We start from the raw sequence: 16,618 nt of genomic DNA on the forward strand, positions 1-16,618 counted from the left end.
TGTACATATTATAATTATATATTTTTACAAAATTAGGCGAGTTTGTCTTTTACTCGTCTAATTTCTCCAAGTATTATTATTTGTGTACGGTTTTAAAATTTTTATTAATAATTCTGTCATTATTATTCACACTTTATATAAAAACTTTACAAAAGCCTTAAAATTCTTGATTTTCAGTCTATTCCCCTCTAATTCTGCACTTGAAATAAAATAGGTTTGTGGTTAATGAGTAGATTTCGATAGTCAGAATAATATTTGTTCGAGCTATTTTTTGTTATGGATTGCCATGAAATGAGTATTTTTGTGGAACAAAAATCACAACGCAAAATTATGTCAATTGATATTTCACAAATCCCTTCGCCGTGTTATGTTTTAGAAGAAAGACTTTTACGCCGAAATCTTGAATTAATCAACAGTGTACAAACCAAGTCGGGGGCATCGATTATCGTAGCACTCAAAGGCTTTTCGATGTACGCAACTTTTCCGATGGTGGCTCAATATTTGTCTGGAGCAACGGCAAGTTCACTCAACGAAGCTCGCTTGATTGTGGAAGAAATGGGTTGTTTGGCTCATACGTATTCCCCTGCTTATAAACCTCAAGAATTTGATGAAATGATGACTTATAGCAGTCATATTACCTTCAATTCATTGAATCAGTGGAATCAGTTTAAAGAAAAAGTGCAAGGTTTTGAACGTAAAATTTCTTGCGGAATTAGAATCAACCCGCAATACGCCGAAGTTGAAACTGATATGTATAATCCTTGTATTGTTGGTTCAAGATTAGGAATTACGAGAGATTTATTAGGTGAAAAACTGCCTGAAGGAATAGAAGGACTACATTCGCATACACTTTGCGAAAATGATTCTTATACATTGGAGCGTACTTTGGTGCATATTGAAGAGAAATTTGGAGATTTATTGCACCAAGTAAAATGGTTAAATCTCGGTGGCGGACACTTAATGACTCGTGAAGGCTATAACCATGAACATTTAATTTCGCTGATTAAACGTTTGCAAGAAACTTATAATATCGACATCATACTCGAACCTGGCTCGGCTATTGGCTGGCAAACAGGTTATCTGACCTCAACTGTTTTGGATATTGTTGATGCCCAAGGTGTTGATGTCGCAATTTTAGATGTATCGTTTGCTGCTCACATGCCCGATACACTCGAAATGCCCTACAAACCACGTATTTGGGGAGCAACCGATGTAGTCATAGGCAAACCAACTTATCGCATGGGCGGTATGACTTGCTTGGCAGGAGATTTTATAGGAGATTATTCGTTCGACCAACCTCTGAAAATTGGAGATAGCGTAGTTTTCGATGATATGATTCATTATACAATGGTAAAAACTACTACTTTTAATGGTGTCGGCTTACCATCAATCGGAATCTGGAAAGAAAATGACACTTTTCAATTATTGAAAAGTTTTGGGTTTGAAACTTATAAGGATAGGATTTGAAACCCTCTCTGCATCGGTGGTTCGACCCGAAAATGGAGAGAGACTTTAAAAATCTCTCTCCATTTTCTTGCAAATGCCTTTTGGTTTTCTACATTTGCATAAAAATTATTCTTCATTTGTTTAAAGACCTAAAATACCTCTTAGCACGCCTTGCCTACCTTCGCAGTGCCTGCTCATTTGTTCCTGACGCTTGTTAGGTTGTATTTTCACGTACTGGAACACCAGTCCGATTTTTCCTGACAAAGTTTTACTGTTTTGTACGACAGATTTTTAATCCGTCTTGCTATAAAACGAGATAATAACTCGTTGAATATACATTATCGCAATATATTTCATCATAACATAATTTAAACTTTTCCTTCAATGAAAAACATTCTTGTCATTGGTATGGGCAAGGTAGGTTCGTTGGTTGGTACTTTACTTGCAAAACGCTTTGCCGTTACGGGTATGGACTTACGCCAACCTTCTACCACATTGCCCTTTGATGTCTTACTTGGTGATGTAAACGACATCAATTTTTTAGAAAAAACACTCAAAGATTTCGATGCGGTTGTATCGGCAATGCCTTACAATCTTAATCTTCCAATTGCTCAAACGGCTCATAAATTAGGTATTCACTACTTTGATTTAACAGAAGATGTGCCCACAACTTTGGCAATCAGAGAAATGGCAAAAACTTCCACGGCAGTAATGGCTCCACAATGTGGACTTGCACCAGGTTTAATCGGAATTGTAGGGGCTGATTTAGCCAAACGTTTTACAAAACTGCGTGATATCGAACTCCGTGTGGGGGCTTTACCTCGTTTTCCGAACGGTTTGATGGGATACTCATTTACTTGGTCTCCTGCTGGGGTGATAAATGAATACATCAATGATGCGGAAGTGATTCATAATGGTGAAGTAAAAATGGTTACTTCACTCGACGGAATTGAGCATATTCAGATTGAAGGACAAGAATTTGAGGCTTTCAGCACATCAGGTGGACTTGGAACTATGTGTGAAACTTACGCAGGAAAAGTTGATACCCTTAATTATAAAACTATTCGTTATCCGGGGCATGCAAAATTGATGAAATTTTTACTTTATGAGTTGATTTTGAAAGATAAACGAGAACTCGTAGAAAAAATATTGACTGAAGCAAAACCTCCTGTGCAAGAAGATGTAGTATATGTATATGCTGTTGTGGAAGGCTGGAAAGGACAAGAATTGGCTCGTGAAGAATTTTATAGAGCTTATCACCCAATCGAAATTGATGGTAAACATTGGCGTGCTATTTCGTGGACAACTGCTGCTTCAATCGCTGCCGTTGTAGAGATGGTTGCTGATGGGAAATTGCCGCAGCAGGGGTTTTTGAAACAAGAAGACATTAATTTTGGTTCTTATCTTGCAACAACAAACGGTTCGTTTTTTAAGGATTAAATTATATGAAAACTTTAGAATTTGTATTAAATGGCTTGATGCGTCGATACAGCGAGCGAGTACCCGACGTAAATAAAGTAGCTCATGCCATGATTGCGGAAGGAGTTATTACCGATGCTAACGAAATTGAAAATGACCATGTGGCTTTTCGCACAATAGGTGTGCCGCAATTAGGTATTCAATCTTTTGAGAAAATTTTTCTTCATTTTGGCTACAAAAAACGTGATTTTTTTAATTTTGAAGTCAAAAAATTGAATGCCTACTGGTTTTCTCCGCCAGAACCTCATTTTCCAAGGATTTTTGTAAGTGAACTCAGAGTCGATGATTTATCAGAAAATGCTCAACGAATTATAAAAAGCTATACTGATGAAGTAGAAACTGACCCTGCCGACAACTTAGATTTGAATGATGGCGTAGCAATTGATGAGTTTTTGCACAATCCACTGTGGCGAACACCATCTTGGGAAGATTATAATGCTTTACTCAAAGAAAGCGAATATGCCGCTTGGGTTATTTATAATCGATATTACTTAAATCATTATACAATTAGTGTACATAATTTGAAAGAAGGCTATAATACGATTCAAAAATTTAATGGTTTTTTGGAGAAATTTGACGTAAAACTTAATGATTCTGGCGGAAAAATAAAGGTTAGTCCCGATGGAGGATTATTACAAAGTTCGACTGTTGCTGAAATGATTGAAGCCGAATTTTTTGATGGAAAAAAACACTCAATAGCAGGTAGTTACGTGGAGTTTGCCGAACGAAAAGTTTTGCCTCAATTTGGCTCTTTATCACTTGATGAAATCGAAAGAAATCACCGCCGTGAAGGTTTTGAAACAGGTAATGCAGATAAGATTTTTGAAAGCACATTTACCAGCCAGACCATGAAGGCTGAAATGTAATTCGAATACTAAAGGAACAGTGTAGAACTTTATATCCTTACACTGTTCCTTCTTTTGGCATAATAAAACACATGAGGGCATAAATCAAAATAGGCGTACCAATACCCAGAATTGTTAATAATACCCACAGAATTCGGATAAGGATAGCGTCTAATCCGAAATATTTAGCTATACCTCCACAAACGCCAAAAAGCATTTTTTCACTACCGATTGTTCTGCTTAATTTCTTTTCCATTGTTTTAAAGTTTATGTGTCAAAATAAAAACCATCTGTTATCACACTGATGGTTTTTGTATAATTATTGTCAAATCTTATCTAACGGCAAATTTATACTGAAAAACTTTCGCCACAACCACAAGTACGAGTGGCGTTTGGGTTTTTAAACTGAAATCCTTTGCCATTTAAACCATCAGAAAAGTCTAATTCTGTACCAATTAGGTATAAAAGGCTCTTTTTATCAACAAAAACTTTGATGCCGTTGTCTTCAAAAACATGGTCGCTTGGTCGTTGTTCCGCATCAAAATTCAAATCATACATCAAACCTGAGCAGCCTCCACCTTCTACAGCTACTCTTACTCCATGATTTCCGGCTAAACCGTCTTTTGCACGAAGTTCTATAATTTTATTTTTTGCGATTTCTGTTACAGTTACCATAATTTTAATCTAATGAATAAGTGAATTGGCGATTGATACCAGTATATTTGACTTTCACAATTATTTAACGAAAAGTAATACTCAAAAGTTTCATGGCTCTTAGATTAGTTAATCGAAAAAAGTTAGACGACTTATTTCCTAAAAATGGTGTGCGAGGAATAACTCGAAACTATGAAATTTTGAGAGATGAATTGCAAACTGGCGATTTGATTTTCTTTTCAGGAAATCATTGGCTTTCCGAATTGATTCGTATCCGCTCGAAAGGTGCATGGAGCCATGTTGGAATTGTGGTTAGAATCGAAGAAATTAATCGAGTTTTTTTGGTTGAAAGTATTATTGAGGTAGGCGTTCGAATGATTCCGATGTCGTTTGTTATAAAAGATTATGACGGACACAAACGTTCGTATAATGGCCGAGTAGCTTGGGCAAGAATGCAAGATTTGCCCACAGATAAGTCATTAACAATCAAGGAATTTGTATTAGATAATCTTTCAAAACAGTATGATCGAAAAGAATATTGGCGAGTGCTTTGGCGAACCGTTGCAGGGAAAAAGAGGCTGTTTCATGATGATAAGTATAGTTGTGCCGAATACATCTATGAGGCTTTCAAGCGAGCAGGAATTTATTTGAAATATGATAGGGGAGATTTTATTTCACCCACTGCTATCTGGAATAATGAACGAGTAGAGATGAAAGGAGTCATAATTTGAAGGCAAAAAAAAACTGCAAGGATTGTTTCAATCCTTGCAGTTTTTAAAAAAGAGTTATGTTTAAACAGTGGTCTTAATCTTTAATTCGTCCATTTGTTTAGCATCAATTGTTGAAGGTGAATCAATCATTGTATCACGTCCTGAATTGTTTTTCGGGAAAGCAATAAAATCACGAATTGAGTCGGCACCACCAAAAATTGAACATAAACGGTCAAAACCAAAGGCAATTCCTGCGTGAGGTGGAGCTCCGAATTCAAAAGCATCCATCAAGAAACCGAATTGTTTTTTGGCTTCTTCGTCCGAAAATCCTAAGATTTCAAACATTCTTTGTTGCAATGGTCTTTGGAAAATACGCACCGAACCTCCACCAACTTCTGTTCCATTAATAACCATATCGTAGGCATTGGCTCTCACCGCTCCTAAATCTGTTTCCAACAAAGCAATATCTTCTGGCTTCGGACTCGTAAACGGGTGGTGCATCGCAAACCATCTATTTTCTTCCTCTCCGTATTCTAATAAAGGAAAATCTAATACCCAAAGAGCTTTAAATTCGTCAGGTTTTCTAAGACCCAAGCGATTTCCCATCTCCAATCGGAGTTCGCTCATTTGCTTGCGAACCTTATTTGCATCGCCAGAAAGAACTAAAATTAGGTCGCCTGGGCGGCATTCCGCTTTTTCGGCTCCACAACGCTCTGCCCAAGCCTTCAAATCTTCTTCTGAATAGAATTTATCAACCGAAGATTTCAAAGTGCCGTCGGCATTGTATCTTACATAAATCAAGCCTTTTGCTCCAATTTGAGGGCGTTTTAACCATTCTGTGAGTTCGTCTAATTGCTTACGAGTATAATCTGCACAACCTTTGGCGTTGATTGCTACTACTAATTCGGCGGCATCGAAAACTGGAAAATCTTTCCCTTTTGCAAGGTCGGTTAATTCCACAAACTCCATTGCGAAACGAATATCTGGCTTGTCATTACCGTATAAACGCATGGCATCGGCATAAGTCATGCGAGGAACTTCGGGCATATCAATATTTTTGACGGTTTTGAACAAATGACGTATCAAACCTTCAAACATATTTAAAATATCTTCTTGCTCAACAAACGACATTTCACAGTCTATTTGTGTAAATTCGGGCTGACGGTCGGCACGTAAATCTTCATCACGGAAACATTTTACTATTTGATAATAACGGTCAAAGCCACCAACCATCAATAATTGCTTAAATGTTTGTGGCGACTGTGGCAAGGCATAAAATTCACCTGGATTCATGCGACTCGGCACAACAAAATCTCTTGCACCTTCGGGCGTAGATTTTATCAAAACGGGTGTTTCTACTTCGATAAAATCCTGTGCATCCATGAAAACACGAGTTTGCTGTGCCATTTTATGACGTAATTGCAAACTCTGACGTACCACATTACGACGTAAATCAAGGTAACGATATTTCATGCGAATATCGTCGCCACCATCGGTTTCGTCTTGAATTAAAAACGGCGGTAACTTAGCTGGGTTCAATACTTCGAGAGCCGTTACTTTTATTTCAACATCACCCGTTTCTATCTTGTCATTTTTTGCGATACGCTCAATTACTTCTCCTTTTGCTTGAACCACAAACTCACGGCTCAAAGTACGAGCCAAAGCTATTGAAGCTGTATCGGTGATATTTTCATTCAAAATCAATTGTGTGATGCCATAACGGTCACGGAGGTCAATGTAAATAATACCACCTTTATCACGCACAACTTGTACCCAACCGCTTAATGTAACGGTTTTATTCACATCAGAGATTCTTAGCTCTCCACACGTATGAGTTCTTAACATTATTAATTATGTATTATTAAATTTTCTGCAAAAATAAGGATTTTTACTTAAAGAAAGGAGTATAATGAGAGAAATTGAATGAATACAGTAAAGTTCATTACCGTCTGTTTTAACTGATAGTAATGAAATATTCAATTTATTTAAAAGCCGAAATTCCAGTAATAGCATGACCTAAAATCAATAAATGAATATCGTGTGTACCTTCATAAGTGACCACCGATTCGAGATTCATTTGATGACGCATGATTGAATATTCACCAGTGATGCCCATTCCACCGTGAATTTGACGAGCTTCACGGGCAATTTCTAATGCCATTGCTACATTATTTCGTTTTGCCAAAGATATTTGAGCGGTTGTAGCTTTTCCTGTATTTTTTAAAGTTCCTAAACGCCAACAAATTAACTGTGCTTTGGTGATTTCGGTGAGCATTTCGGCTAATTTCTTTTGTATTAATTGAAATGAAGCAATCGGTTTATCAAACTGAATTCGTTCCATTGCGTATCTTCTTGCAGATTCGTAGCAGTCCATAGCAGCACCCAAAGCTCCCCATGCAATACCATAACGAGCATTGTCAAGGCACGACATTGGTGCTTTCAACCCATCTGCATCGGGCAGAATATTTGATTTGGGCACTCTTACATTATCAAAAACTAACTCGCCTGTAATGCTTGCACGCAACGACCATTTTCCATGAATTTCGGGCGTGCTGAAACCGTCCATTCCTCGCTCAACGATAATTCCTTTAATGCGACCTTGTTCATTTTTTGCCCAAACAACCGCCACATCGGCTCTTGGTGAATTAGAAATCCACATTTTTGAACCATTTAAAATTACGTGGTCGCCGTCTTCTTTAAAATTGGTTGTCATTCCGCTTGGATTTGAGCCAAAATCTGGTTCAGTCAAGCCAAAGCAACCTAAATATTCTCCACTACCTAATTTTGGCAAAAACTTCATTTTCTGCTCCTCGCTACCATATTTATAAATCGGAAACATTACCAACGAGCCTTGCACCGAAGCAGTTGATCGCATACCCGAATCTCCTCTTTCGATTTCCTGCATCATCAAGCCATACGAAATATAATCAAGACTTTGTCCGCCATATTCGAGTGGAATCGTAGGCCCGAAAACACCCATATCGCCCATTTTTTTGACGATAAACTCAGGAAAAGTACAAGTTTGAGCCGCATCTTCGATGATGGGAGAAATTTCTTTTTTCACAAAATCACGCACGGCTGAACGAATCATTAATTGCTCTTCGGTCAATAAGTCATCAATTTGGTATAAATCGGGTGATTCAAATTCGTCTTTTTTGCTTGAATGTTTGAAAGTTTGTTGAGAAGGTATCATTTTTTTATGAAAATGGAATGAATAATATTTTGCAAATGAGCGACTAATCGTTTTACAAAAATATGACATTGCTTATTAAATAAAAAAGAGACTTAGCGAATAAGTCTCTTTTCTTGTACAAATACTTCAAATATGGTTGTACTGTTAAAACCCGATGTTTAATTAATATGTTACATCACTTACTTTTATTTCGAGTCCGTCAAGTAATTTTGATTTTACGATTTCAGCATCAGTACCTCTCGAAAACATTTTATAGCCATCTTCTTCCAGTGTTAAAACTTCAATGGTATCATATTCAGGAAATACAATCCAATATTCTTTTACACCGTATTTTTGGTAGATTTCCTTTTTATCAACAGTATCAATATAAAATGAACCTTTTGAAACAACTTCTACCAACAAATCTGGTACTCCACGAATCCAATCTTTAATAATATCTTTATTTTCATTAGAAATATAAATCAAATCAGGCTGAACTCTATTTATACCTTCTTCAAAAATGACATCCAAAGGAGCATTGAATAATTCTCCTAAGTTACTATGTATCAAAAAATCTTCTATCATCCTTTGCAAGATTCGTGAAATTCGTTGATGTTTTAAAAGTGGACTTGGCATTTCTATCTCTTTTCCATTAATGATTTGCATTAAATCCCAATCTTGCAATGATTCTGTTGCTGATAGTACCATAATGTTATGAATTTAAAATCAAATATAGCAATTCTACAAATCAATCACGACTTGATTTTTCAAAATATCTTCCATCGTTTCTCTTTTACGAATGAGATGAGGTTTACCTTCATAAATCAAAACTTCGGCAGGGCGGAAACGTGAATTATAATTCGATGCCATCGAAAAACCGTAAGCTCCTGCATTTTTTATAACCATTATATCGCCTTCATTTGTTTTTGGAAGTTTTCTGTCTTTCCCAAAAGTATCAGTTTCGCAAATATATCCAACAATGTCATACGTTTCTTTCTCTTCATTATCAAGGTTTGAGCCGTTGATTATTTCGTGATAAGCGTCGTACATCATTGGGCGAATGAGGTGATTGAGTCCAGAGTCAATACCAATAAAATTTCGTTCAGGGCTATACTTTACTACATTTGCACGAGCCAATAAATTACCACTTTCACTTACTAAAAACTTGCCAGGCTCGAACCAAAGCTCGACATCACGACCAAATTTTCCGCAGAATTCATTGAAAACTTTTACAACGCCCTTTCCCAATTTTTCCATATCGGTTACGTGGTCTTCTTCTTTATAAGCGACTTTAAAACCAGAGCCTAAATCAATAAACTGAATATTTGGGAAATACCTAAATGTCAAATCAAAAAGTTTTTCGGCAGCTTCAATTATTACGTTGGCATTTTTGAAATCTGAACCAGTATGTTGATGTAAACCAACTACATTTAGGTCATATTTCTGTACAATTGTATTGATTTCTTCTGCTTGTTCAATCGAAATACCAAACTTTGAATCTTTATGTCCTGTCGAAATCTTCAATGTTCCGCCCGCCATAATGTGTGGGTTGATTCGTAAACAAATTGGGAAACGATTTCCATAAGTTTGACCAAATTTTTCGAGCAGGGGCAATGAATCCAAATTCATTCGTAAACCCATTTCTACAGCTTCTTGTACTTCCGAAAAAGCAACGCCACTTGGGGTATATTGAATTTGATTAGGTGCATAACCTGCCAAAATCGCTAAATGAGCTTCTTGCATAGATACAACGTCGATATCAACGCCATTTTTACGCATCAATTTCATGATACTGACATTGGTAAGAGCCTTGCAAGCATACTTTATTTTAAGATTTGAACCTGCAAATGCACTTCGCATTTTGGCAATTTGTTCTTCAATTTTATGCCCGTCATATACATAAAGTGGAGAGCCAAACTGCTCGACTAAGGCTTCAACGCCAATATTTTGAATTGAAAACATGCTTTTTTTTAACTAACGTAATGTAAAAAGGTCCTCGCTGTTGTGGGCTTTTTAAAATGGTAAATCATCTTTTTCTCCTTCTGCTGAAACAACAAATTCGGGAGCAACACTTGAGGGTTGAGCAGGTGCTGATGCTTTATATCCAGTTGGTGCTGAAGTAGCGGGCGATTCTGTACCTGCTAATTCAATTTTCCATGCTTTCAAATCTGTAAACCAACGACCATTATATTCACGACTTTCCGCATCGAATGATACCAATAAATCGTTTCCTTCTGTCAAATAATTTTCGTTAAATTTATCGCCCCATGCCGAAAGACATACTTTCTTTGGGTATTGTCCGTCTGTTTCAATTACAAAATCTTGTTTTTTCCAAGTACCATTTTTGCCTTCACCTGTCTGTAGGGCTAATAAGTGAATAAGTCTTCCTTTGATTTCCATTGTAAAATTTGATAAATGTTTTTACAAAAGTAAGCCTAATCTTTGGATTGAAAAAGGAATGAAGAAAGGTTGTAGCAATAGAAGTCTAATTTTTGAAAATTTCCATAGCAATAATGTATCATTTTGAAATAATGCTGTAAATTTGAGAAATCAATAAATCTTATGAAAAAAAACGTGTTGCTACTTTTTAACTTTTCTACCATCATAGTTTCATCATTTGCTCAAACCGTTTCAAAGAGGAAAAGAAATCTTTTTTTTAAAAGTAGAGCTGAAGTAGGTATTTTGTATTTCACGATACTCTTTTCTGTTCTTTTTTTGTCATCAGCCGCCCAAAAATTACCAACTGATGGTGAGCAATTTTTTGACTACAAAATTCTCAAACAAAATAAAGCCTCAATAGTTGTTTTTTTCGACCCCGAATGCCCAATTTGCCAAAAATACACTAAGAATTTGACCGAATTAGACAAAAAATACGGTATTGAAGGAATAAAAACATATATAGTTTATCCTTTTAAGGTGCTTGAAAAAAGTTCTTTGGCAGAATTCAGAGAAGAATATAAATTTGATTTGCCGATTATTTTTGATGCAAAAAGGAAGTTACTTAAAAAATTGAAAGGAAATTATTCGCCTGAAGTATTTCTATTAGATAATAAAAGAAAAACGCTTTATCACGGAGCTATTGACAATTGGTTTTATGGTTTAGGTAGAAATAGAGCGACTCCTACCGAGTTTTATTTGCTTGATGCCATTGCAAACTACAAAAAGGGGGAAGCCATAAAGGTAAAATTCGTTGAGCCAGTGGGTTGTTTGCTCTAAAGTACAATGTTATTAATGACTTTGCTCAATCCTTTCATCGCCTTCTTTATAATCCAAATAATATAAAACCAAGTTTAGCATTTCATCTTTTGTTCCCCAACCATAACCAATATCTTTCGGTGGAATATTTGGATTTTCGGGATTTTCTGCCGAATTGTCATAACTTGCTTCCACTATAAACGTCGAACCTGCAGGAATTTTTAAGAGCTTCTTGAATTGGTAAGTCATTTGCCAATTAAAATCCCAATTGTCTATTTTTACTAAATTTACTACTTCTCCATCGGGCGTAACTACAAAGGCACGAAAAGTTTTGCCAATCAGGTGTGCATGAGGTAAAACCGAAATCAAAGAGATTGATTTTTCTATTTTTTTAGCAATATAAAAAGTAGGTTTTTCGCCCGATTTTATCAAAAATGGCTTGTTTGAAATGTCATTTTCTCGTAAAGTAAAGTTTTTTACCTCTCGTTCAACTTTCTGTTTGGCAAAGAAAAGCAAAATTTCCGACTGGTCGGTTTCTATCACAGGCGAGGGGGCATAGTGCATATTCAATATAAAATCTGAATTGGCATTGAGTTTTATACCTGTTCCTTTAGGAAAGCTAATTTTGTCGTTTCCCGGTACCCAGCCGTACAGAAACTCATCTTTCAAAGTTGTTTTCTGAAATTCATAAACCTTCAAGTCAGTTTCTGAAAGACCATCAATTTCACGAATATTATTGGTTGTATCAACCATTAATCGGCTGTGATGAACTAATTTTTTATTTCCTGCAGTAAAACCAATGGCTTCGATATATTCATCTTTTTTGGTATTACTCGGTAAACTAAAAAAACGAAAATCTTCAATGTTTTCACCTAAAATCTGATAGGGTTTATTTATTTTCAAGACCAAATCAGGCACTTTTTCTTGTAAGCTGAAAACTGAAGACTGCAAACTGCCCACGTTAGACTGTGGAACGGAACTCCGCCCGCTATCGACTACAGGCTTTTCACTTCCCTCTAACATTCCTCCCTCAATCCAAAGTTTAATAGTGGTTATTTCTCCCACAGTAAGCCCTCTTTCATTCAGATATGATTGAAATTTTCGGTCAGCTGGAAAAGGCGGCATATATCGAGATTGCGTAACTCTGCCAATAAATTTAGCACGTTTGACAACATCTTCATATTTGATTAAACTGAAAGGAGCAGATTTATTAGGTTGATGGCAAGGCGTGCAGTTTTTATATATAATTGGAGCGATATTATCATAGAAATTGATTTCGCTTACTTTCTGGGCAAAAGAGATATTAACATACAGCATTAATGCTATTACTAAGAAAATTCCTTGATTATTATTTGTCATATAAATTAAAAAAATAAAGAGCAGATTACAAACGTAACCTGCTCTTTCAAAATTATGCAATTTGCAAACAAATATTAACTATTTTACAACAAATGATATTTGGCAATTAGAATTTGCTTCAGAAACTGAAGTTGGGTCTCCACAAATTGAATCTGGATTCCAAGTATTAAATACTTGTCCATCACTTGTATAAAGTACCCAAGTTACGATAAAGTTATCAGCTTCAACAGCACCATAAGTAGCAGTTTCCGCAGGTCTCATCCAAGCATTAGTTGGACGTGGTCTTGCAGGATTGCTAAATACATTTACTGCTTTTACTTTGTCATACTTTACAGTAGCTGTTTTGTATGCATCATAAATTTGCTGTGGCGTAATGCTAAAGCTATTCCATTGACGATTGGCTGCTGGCGTTGCAATAGTTGAAATCAGTTTTCCTTTGCCATTACCACTCAAATCAGCCACTTTAGGGTTGCCATCAGGGTCATTGTATGACTCTAACATTCTTACATAAATATCAATTTTATTAACTGTTAGTTTGTTATCTAAAGATACCCAACGAGTTTTTAAATCAATTTTTGCTGTATTTTGAGCTGCTTTTGGGAAATTCTTAGCATTATTTTGCTCATAAGGCTGAGGTCTTGATAATAAATTTCCGTTAAATGCAATACCATCAAAAACCGTAAAGCCATGCACACCTGGCAAAAACGTTGGTAGGGGATTCAATGATTCATCTCTACAAGCAGCAAATGCAAGCATCAGAGAAACCATGATTGTTAGACTTAATATTTTTTTCATTTTTAAATACTGTTTTAGTTTTAAAGAAAAGATTCGAGATAGGGGGTTTGAGATTAGAGATTTGGGATATTAAAACTCCCTTATCTCGTGTCTCATTTCGCATATCTATTGTCTCGTATCTAATAATTTAGAATTCCCATTTAAGTTTAACTTTATCCCAGAATACAGGGTCTCTATCAAAAATAACTTCTGTTAATTTTGAAGTCGCATTAGGGTTTAAACTACCTTCTTGTGAAGTATAAGGCAAACGCAAAGCGTATTGTCTTGGCGGCTTAATTATTGGGTTATTAATAGTTGAAGGAAAGCCAGTACGACGCATTGCATTCCAAATCTCCATTCCTTGTCCCCATGAGCAGAACCACAATTGCTTTAATACTACATTCAATTTAGCAGCATTCGATGGTGCGGCATCATAAAGTTTCAACATACTTGCAACATATTCATTAATTGCAGCTGCGGTTGGAGCTACTGCATTTGCAGCATCAACTTTAGCACCTAAAGCAGCCACACGAGCAATATGCTCTCTGATTGCTGCTTCAAAGATTGCTTTTGCATCACCAGTACCACCACCATCTAAGATAGACTCGATTTGGTAAAACTTCATGTTATTGCTTGTTACCAATGGCCAAATGCCATTTCCAGAACCTCTACCACCCGTCAATGCTCTTGGTGTTACATTTTTACCACCAAACAAACCACCAGCTGGGTAAGTTCCAGGAGCAGTACGCAACGCACCATCTTGTGGTACACCAGTATTGTCTCCTCTGTCACGGCCAAAGAAACCTGCAATATATGATTTATCGGCAGCGGTTGGGGCAGCCCCAAAAACCGTTGTCCATTTAGCCAAGAATGCAGGCTTTAACACTAAATAAGTTCCACCGAAAGGAATTGTTCCTCTGTCAGTAGGGTTATTTGGGTCAAGAATAGTTGCTGTTTGACGATAGAAATAGAAATCTAAACGTGGGTCTTTGTTAAAAATCATTTCTTCCATTAATTGGTGAGCAGGATATGCAAAACCATTATCAGCCAAATAGGCCGATTGGAACCAAGGATGACGACCTTCTGGTGAAGAAGCAGTACTGTAATTGAATACAAAGTCATCGGCAGGGGCTGTAATATATCCACCTGCAGCAATAGCTGCATTCAAGTCTGCGTTACCAGTTGCACGACCTTTACGAGAATTTAACAATAAACGAATCTTTACTGATTTAGCAAACTTAATCCATTTGGCAGCCGAACCGCCATACATAAAGTCGGCAGAAGCAGCTAAAGGATCTGCAGTTGCTTTTGAGAGGTTTACTACGGCTTCATCACACAATTTAATTAAAGATTCATAAATTTCCGAATCTTTATCAAACTTAGGGGTAGTAATTGCCGTTTCAGCATTTCCTTGCCATGCTTCACTGTATGGCACATCGCCAAAAGTATCAACAAAATTACCAGTGGCATAGGCTTTCAATATTTGAGCAACTCCCAAATAATGTGGGCTACCTGCACTTGAATTGATAATTGCCTGCACATTACTCATATTACGATAGAAGCTGTTCCAAGTACCGTTATATGACTGATTGCTGAGGTCGAAATTATCAGCACTACTCAATAAACCTGCAAACCCCATTGCATTATCATTTACTGCTGTTACAGCATTGATAGCTGCAAACTCTGCTGTTGGTAACAGAAGCTTTGCAGAAGCTACTGTAGGGCTATTTGGACTTTGATTTATATCCAAATCTGTTAAATCACAGGCACTTAGCAGACCGATAAGGCCTGTGGTAAATGCTACCTTTGATATATATTTTAATTTCATCTCTATTTTTTTTTAGGTGTTAGGAATTAGGTGTTAGGAATTAGGTGTAGCTTTTTAAGTTAATATTGAAATTTTAAAAAACTAAAAACTAATCTCTAAAAACCAAAAACCAATAAAATTAGAACGATACTGATAAGTTAATTCCGTAACGACGAGTTGAAGGTGCGGCACCTAAGTCAAATCCTTGAATATTTGAATCAGCAAAGTTTGATAACACTTCTGGGTCAAAATTTAAGCCTGTCAACAAGTTAGGAGATTTGAACCACAAGTTTCTACCCGAACCTGAAATTCTCAAACCACCAATAAATGGCAATGTTTTTTTCAAGAACGCTTTAGGAACATTATATCCTAATGAAACTTCACGCAAACGAATTGTTGTGATGTCATAAATATTCGTTTCATCAGCACCATAAGCACCATATCCATTAGAGAAATGCGATTGGAATGCCGTCATAGGAATCGTGTTTTTGATTTGTTTGCCAGTTTCGTCAAGCAATGGTTTGTATGTTTGTGGGTCTCCTAATACACCAGGAATTACACGCATACCTTCACGGTCTTCAGAGAATTTCAATTGACCTCTCAATAACAAAGAAGCAGCAGTTGCAGAGAACATACTTCCACCTACACGGTAGTCCATCAACGCTGTCAAAGTGAATCCTTTGAAGGTAAATGTGTTAGTCCAACCAACAGTATATTTGGGAGCTGGATTTGCTAAGATTTCAGAAGTAGCATTTTGTATTGGTAAGCCAGAAATTGGATTAATCAAAACATTTCCTTGGTCATCACGGGCATTTTTTGAACCATAAATCATACCATAAGGGAAACCATTGCGGTGCATAGTACCTGTTGAAGAAAGACCTGTTCCACCTAAGAACAATTCACCACTTGGGCCAGCATCAACTACTTCCGAACGCAGACGAGTATAAGCTACGAATGAGTTCCAAGTGAAACCATTATTCAATTTAATTGGAACTAAGTTTAAGCCTAACTCCCAACCTTTATTAATGATTTTACCAGCGTTTGTTGCTTTATTATCAAAACCAGAAGAAGTTGGGATACGAGCAGTTACGATCAAATCGGTTGAAACACGATTGAAATAAGCAAGGTCAATTCCGATACGGTTTTTGAAAAACTGCAATTCTGTACCTAATTCATA

General features: G+C 36.5%; 16 protein-coding genes. 5 read left to right on the forward strand and 11 right to left on the reverse strand.

The window, feature by feature from the left end; translation table 11 throughout:
• The first annotated feature begins 330 nt into the window (after positions 1-330).
• The 3 genes from nspC to ACH2CJ_RS07670 all read left to right on the forward strand — a co-directional run bounded on the left by nspC (position 331) and on the right by ACH2CJ_RS07670 (position 3,791).
• Positions 331-1,467 carry a carboxynorspermidine decarboxylase gene (nspC, locus tag ACH2CJ_RS07660; RefSeq protein ID WP_394991790.1) on the forward strand — a complete coding sequence of 379 codons (1,137 nt, stop codon included), beginning with the start codon at positions 331-333 and terminating at the stop codon, positions 1,465-1,467.
• A gap of 363 nt (positions 1,468-1,830) precedes the next feature.
• Positions 1,831-2,886, forward strand: a complete 1,056-nt coding sequence (locus tag ACH2CJ_RS07665) for a saccharopine dehydrogenase C-terminal domain-containing protein (protein ID WP_394991792.1) — start codon at positions 1,831-1,833, stop codon at positions 2,884-2,886.
• A gap of 5 nt (positions 2,887-2,891) precedes the next feature.
• Positions 2,892-3,791 carry a DUF1338 domain-containing protein gene (locus ACH2CJ_RS07670; RefSeq protein ID WP_394991794.1) on the forward strand — a complete coding sequence of 300 codons (900 nt, stop codon included), beginning with the start codon at positions 2,892-2,894 and terminating at the stop codon, positions 3,789-3,791.
• Between the two features lie 37 nt (positions 3,792-3,828).
• Here ACH2CJ_RS07670 and ACH2CJ_RS07675 read toward each other — a convergent pair whose 3' ends face one another.
• Both ACH2CJ_RS07675 and ACH2CJ_RS07680 read right to left on the reverse strand, forming a co-directional pair.
• A complete protein-coding gene (locus tag ACH2CJ_RS07675; RefSeq protein WP_394991796.1) occupies positions 3,829-4,026 on the reverse strand; it encodes a PspC domain-containing protein in 198 nt (65 codons plus the stop codon).
• A 92-nt stretch (positions 4,027-4,118) separates the two neighbouring features.
• Entirely contained in the window at positions 4,119-4,445 is a 327-nt protein-coding gene (locus ACH2CJ_RS07680) for a HesB/IscA family protein (protein WP_394991798.1), read from the reverse strand.
• Positions 4,446-4,537: 92 nt separating this feature from the next.
• On the opposite strand from ACH2CJ_RS07680, the gene ACH2CJ_RS07685 reads away from it, so the two are divergent.
• Positions 4,538-5,155 (forward strand): YiiX/YebB-like N1pC/P60 family cysteine hydrolase, encoded by a 618-nt coding sequence (locus ACH2CJ_RS07685; RefSeq protein WP_394991800.1) that lies wholly within the window; start codon positions 4,538-4,540, stop codon positions 5,153-5,155.
• Positions 5,156-5,215: 60 nt separating this feature from the next.
• Here the strand turns inward: ACH2CJ_RS07685 and aspS are convergent, their stop codons facing one another.
• The 5 genes from aspS to ACH2CJ_RS07710 form a co-directional block, all read right to left on the reverse strand.
• Complete coding sequence (gene aspS, locus ACH2CJ_RS07690) at positions 5,216-6,979, reverse strand: aspartate--tRNA ligase (RefSeq protein ID WP_394991802.1); 1,764 nt, start codon at positions 6,977-6,979, stop codon at positions 5,216-5,218.
• A gap of 136 nt (positions 6,980-7,115) precedes the next feature.
• Positions 7,116-8,327 (reverse strand): acyl-CoA dehydrogenase family protein, encoded by a 1,212-nt coding sequence (locus ACH2CJ_RS07695; RefSeq protein ID WP_394991804.1) that lies wholly within the window; start codon positions 8,325-8,327, stop codon positions 7,116-7,118.
• A 162-nt stretch (positions 8,328-8,489) separates the two neighbouring features.
• Positions 8,490-9,014: a Uma2 family endonuclease gene (locus ACH2CJ_RS07700; protein WP_394991806.1), complete on the reverse strand. Its 525-nt coding sequence runs from the start codon at positions 9,012-9,014 to the stop codon at positions 8,490-8,492.
• 33 nt (positions 9,015-9,047) lie between these two features.
• The gene (lysA, locus tag ACH2CJ_RS07705; protein WP_394991808.1) at positions 9,048-10,268 is read right to left on the reverse strand and encodes a diaminopimelate decarboxylase; all 1,221 of its coding nucleotides are present in this window, start codon (positions 10,266-10,268) and stop codon (positions 9,048-9,050) included.
• Positions 10,269-10,319: 51 nt separating this feature from the next.
• The gene (locus ACH2CJ_RS07710) at positions 10,320-10,706 is read right to left on the reverse strand and encodes a DUF3127 domain-containing protein (protein ID WP_394991810.1); all 387 of its coding nucleotides are present in this window, start codon (positions 10,704-10,706) and stop codon (positions 10,320-10,322) included.
• A gap of 162 nt (positions 10,707-10,868) precedes the next feature.
• Between ACH2CJ_RS07710 and ACH2CJ_RS07715 the strand changes: the two genes are divergently transcribed.
• Positions 10,869-11,522 (forward strand): redoxin domain-containing protein, encoded by a 654-nt coding sequence (locus ACH2CJ_RS07715; protein ID WP_394991812.1) that lies wholly within the window; start codon positions 10,869-10,871, stop codon positions 11,520-11,522.
• Between the two features lie 12 nt (positions 11,523-11,534).
• On the opposite strand, the gene ACH2CJ_RS07720 is transcribed toward ACH2CJ_RS07715, so the two are convergent.
• From ACH2CJ_RS07720 to ACH2CJ_RS07735, 4 genes are all read right to left on the reverse strand, one after another.
• The gene (locus tag ACH2CJ_RS07720; RefSeq protein WP_394991814.1) at positions 11,535-12,860 is read right to left on the reverse strand and encodes a hypothetical protein; all 1,326 of its coding nucleotides are present in this window, start codon (positions 12,858-12,860) and stop codon (positions 11,535-11,537) included.
• 78 nt (positions 12,861-12,938) lie between these two features.
• A complete protein-coding gene (locus ACH2CJ_RS07725; protein WP_394991816.1) occupies positions 12,939-13,655 on the reverse strand; it encodes a hypothetical protein in 717 nt (238 codons plus the stop codon).
• Positions 13,656-13,782: 127 nt separating this feature from the next.
• A complete protein-coding gene (locus ACH2CJ_RS07730; RefSeq protein ID WP_394991818.1) occupies positions 13,783-15,462 on the reverse strand; it encodes a SusD/RagB family nutrient-binding outer membrane lipoprotein in 1,680 nt (559 codons plus the stop codon).
• A 118-nt stretch (positions 15,463-15,580) separates the two neighbouring features.
• Positions 15,581-16,618: TonB-dependent receptor domain-containing protein (locus ACH2CJ_RS07735; RefSeq protein ID WP_394991820.1), on the reverse strand; the 1,038-nt coding region annotated here is incomplete at its 5' end.

Source organism: Emticicia sp., from assembly GCF_043780375.1.
Taxonomy (GTDB): Bacteria; Bacteroidota; Bacteroidia; order Cytophagales; family Spirosomataceae; genus Emticicia.

Coding starts and splice junctions, on each gene's coding strand:
- ACH2CJ_RS07680 (WP_394991798.1), bottom strand. CDS start 4,445: ATGGTAACTGTAACAGAAATCGCAAAAAATAAAATTATAGAACTTCGT.
- ACH2CJ_RS07730 (WP_394991818.1), bottom strand. CDS start 15,462: ATGAAATTAAAATATATATCAAAGGTAGCATTTACCACAGGCCTTATC.
- ACH2CJ_RS07725 (WP_394991816.1), bottom strand. CDS start 13,655: ATGAAAAAAATATTAAGTCTAACAATCATGGTTTCTCTGATGCTTGCA.
- ACH2CJ_RS07695 (WP_394991804.1), bottom strand. CDS start 8,327: ATGATACCTTCTCAACAAACTTTCAAACATTCAAGCAAAAAAGACGAA.
- ACH2CJ_RS07685 (WP_394991800.1), top strand. CDS start 4,538: ATGGCTCTTAGATTAGTTAATCGAAAAAAGTTAGACGACTTATTTCCT.
- ACH2CJ_RS07700 (WP_394991806.1), bottom strand. CDS start 9,014: ATGGTACTATCAGCAACAGAATCATTGCAAGATTGGGATTTAATGCAA.
- ACH2CJ_RS07675 (WP_394991796.1), bottom strand. CDS start 4,026: ATGGAAAAGAAATTAAGCAGAACAATCGGTAGTGAAAAAATGCTTTTT.
- ACH2CJ_RS07720 (WP_394991814.1), bottom strand. CDS start 12,860: ATGACAAATAATAATCAAGGAATTTTCTTAGTAATAGCATTAATGCTG.
- ACH2CJ_RS07665 (WP_394991792.1), top strand. CDS start 1,831: ATGAAAAACATTCTTGTCATTGGTATGGGCAAGGTAGGTTCGTTGGTT.
- ACH2CJ_RS07715 (WP_394991812.1), top strand. CDS start 10,869: ATGAAAAAAAACGTGTTGCTACTTTTTAACTTTTCTACCATCATAGTT.
- nspC (WP_394991790.1), top strand. CDS start 331: ATGTCAATTGATATTTCACAAATCCCTTCGCCGTGTTATGTTTTAGAA.
- ACH2CJ_RS07670 (WP_394991794.1), top strand. CDS start 2,892: ATGAAAACTTTAGAATTTGTATTAAATGGCTTGATGCGTCGATACAGC.
- ACH2CJ_RS07710 (WP_394991810.1), bottom strand. CDS start 10,706: ATGGAAATCAAAGGAAGACTTATTCACTTATTAGCCCTACAGACAGGT.
- aspS (WP_394991802.1), bottom strand. CDS start 6,979: ATGTTAAGAACTCATACGTGTGGAGAGCTAAGAATCTCTGATGTGAAT.
- lysA (WP_394991808.1), bottom strand. CDS start 10,268: ATGTTTTCAATTCAAAATATTGGCGTTGAAGCCTTAGTCGAGCAGTTT.